The organism is Haemophilus haemolyticus (assembly GCF_001008275.1).
Classification (GTDB): Bacteria; Pseudomonadota; Gammaproteobacteria; order Enterobacterales; family Pasteurellaceae; genus Haemophilus; species Haemophilus haemolyticus_P.
Genome location: NZ_LCTH01000001.1, coordinates 1 through 3,069 on the forward strand (window position 1 = coordinate 1; position 3,069 = coordinate 3,069).

At 49.0% G+C, this 3,069-nt stretch carries 1 rRNA gene; it reads right to left on the reverse strand.

Features of this window, described 5'->3' with window-relative positions:
* Positions 1 to 2,828 (reverse strand): 23S ribosomal RNA (locus tag AAX15_RS00005); the annotation flags it as partial.
* Between the last annotated feature and the right edge of the window lie 241 nt (positions 2,829 to 3,069).

Sequence of the window (3,069 nt, forward strand, 5' to 3'; positions counted from 1 at the left end):
TCTACGTCTTAGTCTTAAACAACCCTTACAGGTTTATAACCTGGGAGAACTCATCTCTTGGCAAGTTTCGTGCTTAGATGCTTTCAGCACTTATCTCTTCCGCACTTAGCTACCCGGCAATGCGTCTGGCGACACAACCGGAACACCAGTGGTGCGTCCACTCCGGTCCTCTCGTACTAGGAGCAGCCCCAACCAATTCTCCAACGCCCACGGCAGATAGGGACCGAACTGTCTCACGACGTTCTAAACCCAGCTCGCGTACCACTTTAAATGGCGAACAGCCATACCCTTGGGACCTACTTCAGCCCCAGGATGTGATGAGCCGACATCGAGGTGCCAAACACCGCCGTCGATATGAACTCTTGGGCGGTATCAGCCTGTTATCCCCGGAGTACCTTTTATCCGTTGAGCGATGGCCCTTCCATTCAGAACCACCGGATCACTATGACCTACTTTCGTACCTGCTCGACTTGTCTGTCTCGCAGTTAAGCTTGCTTATACCATTGCACTAACCTCACGATGTCCGACCGTGATTAGCAAACCTTCGTGCTCCTCCGTTACTCTTTGGGAGGAGACCGCCCCAGTCAAACTACCCACCAGACACTGTCCGAGACCGCGTTCCGCAATCTTCGTTAGAACATCAAACGTTAAAGGGTGGTATTTCAAGGACGACTCCATAATCACTGGCGTGACTACTTCTAAGTCTCCCACCTATCCTACACATCAAAATTCAATGTTCAGTGTCAAGCTATAGTAAAGGTTCACGGGGTCTTTCCGTCTAGCCGCGGGTACACCGCATCTTCACGGCGATTTCAATTTCACTGAGTCTCGGGTGGAGACAGCCTGGCCATCATTATGCCATTCGTGCAGGTCGGAACTTACCCGACAAGGAATTTCGCTACCTTAGGACCGTTATAGTTACGGCCGCCGTTTACTGGGGCTTCGATCAGGAGCTTCTCTTTCGATTACACCATCAATTAACCTTCCAGCACCGGGCAGGCATCACACCCTATACGTCCACTTTCGTGTTTGCAGAGTGCTGTGTTTTTAATAAACAGTTGCAGCCAGCTGGTATCTTCGACCGGTTCAACCTTCAGGGGCTAGCCCTTACAATCTACGCCGGCGCACCTTCTCCCGAAGTTACGGTGCTATTTTGCCTAGTTCCTTCACCCGAGTTCTCTCAAGCGCCTGAGTATTCTCTACCTGACCACCTGTGTCGGTTTTCAGTACGGTTTAGTAAAACCTGTCGCTTAGTGGCTTTTCCTGGAAGTGTGGTATCAGTTACTTCAGCTCCGTAGAGCCTCGTCATCATCTCTCAGTGTTAAGGAAGTCCGGATTTGCCTAAACTTCCCACCTACCAACTTAAACGCACATATCCAACAGTGCGATAACCTAACCTACTCCGTCCCCACATCGCAGCTTTACCAAGTACAGGAATATTAACCTGTTTCCCATCGACTACGCTCTTCAGCCTCGCCTTAGGGGCCGACTCACCCTGCCCCGATTAACGTTGGACAGGAACCCTTGGTCTTCCGGCGAACGGGTTTTTCACCCGTTTTATCGTTACTTATGTCAGCATTCGCACTTCTGATACGTCCAGCCAACCTCTCGATCAACCTTCATCCGCTTACAGAACGCTCCCCTACCCAACAGTATTGCTACTGATGCCGCAGCTTCGGTGCTATATTTGAGCCCCGTTACATCTTCCGCGCAGGCCGACTCGACTAGTGAGCTATTACGCTTTCTTTAAATGATGGCTGCTTCTAAGCCAACATCCTAGCTGTCTAAGCCTTCCCACTTCGTTTCCCACTTAATATAGACTTTGGGACCTTAGCTGGCGGTCTGGGTTGTTTCCCTCTCCACGACGGACGTTAGCACCCGCCGTGTGTCTCCTGAGTATCACTCTTTGGTATTCGTAGTTTGCATCGGGTTGGTAATCCGGGATGGACCCCTAGCCGAAACAGTGCTCTACCCCCAAAGGTGTCCGCTCAAGGCTCTACCTAAATAGATTTCGGGGAGAACCAGCTATCTCCCGGTTTGATTGGCCTTTCACCCCCAGCCACAAGTCATCCGCTAATTTTTCAACATTAGTCGGTTCGGTCCTCCAGTTAGTGTTACCCAACCTTCAACCTGCCCATGGCTAGATCACCGGGTTTCGGGTCTATACCTTGCAACTATTCGCCCAGTTAAGACTCGGTTTCCCTTCGGCTCCCCTATTCGGTTAACCTCGCTACAAAATATAAGTCGCTGACCCATTATACAAAAGGTACGCAGTCACCCTTTCGGGCTCCCACTGCTTGTACGTACAAGGTTTCAGGTTCTATTTCACTCCCCTCACCGGGGTTCTTTTCGCCTTTCCTTCACAGTACTGGTTCACTATCGGTCAATCAGGAGTATTTAGCCTTGGAGGATGGTCCCCCCATCTTCAAACAGGATATCACGTGTCCCGCCCTACTTCTCGTTAACTTAGTACCACAGCCTGGATGTCGAGTACGGGGCTATCACCCTGTGTCGCTAAGCTTCCCAGCTTATTCCTCTATCTCTGCTGCTATCATTAACAGGCTCTTTCGCTTTCGCTCGCCGCTACTGACGAAATCTCGGTTGATTTCTTTTCCTCGGGGTACTTAGATGTTTCAGTTCTCCCGGTTTGCCTCAACAAACTATGTATTCACTTGTTGATAGTAGATTCTTCATCTACTGGGTTTCCCCATTCGGATATCTTGGATTAAACGCCTCTTATCGACTCATCCAAGCTTTTCGCAGATTAGCACGTCCTTCTTCGCCTCTGATTGCCAAGGCATCCACCTTGTACGCTTAGTCACTTAACTATACAACCTCAAATGTTTTCAACCACTTTAAGTTTTTACTTGAAAGTGCGGTCAATTTGATGCGTATCTTCATTCAACTAAACACTTGATTGCTTTTGTTCAATCAAGATTTTATGCAAAACAGGTTTGCTTTCAGAGTTTCCTTCTCTGTTCCCTCTTTTCACTTTCCTGTCTCGCCTACTCAGACTTTCTCTCGAAAATCTCTTGTTTTCAGCTTGTTTCCAATTTTTTAAAGAACAGT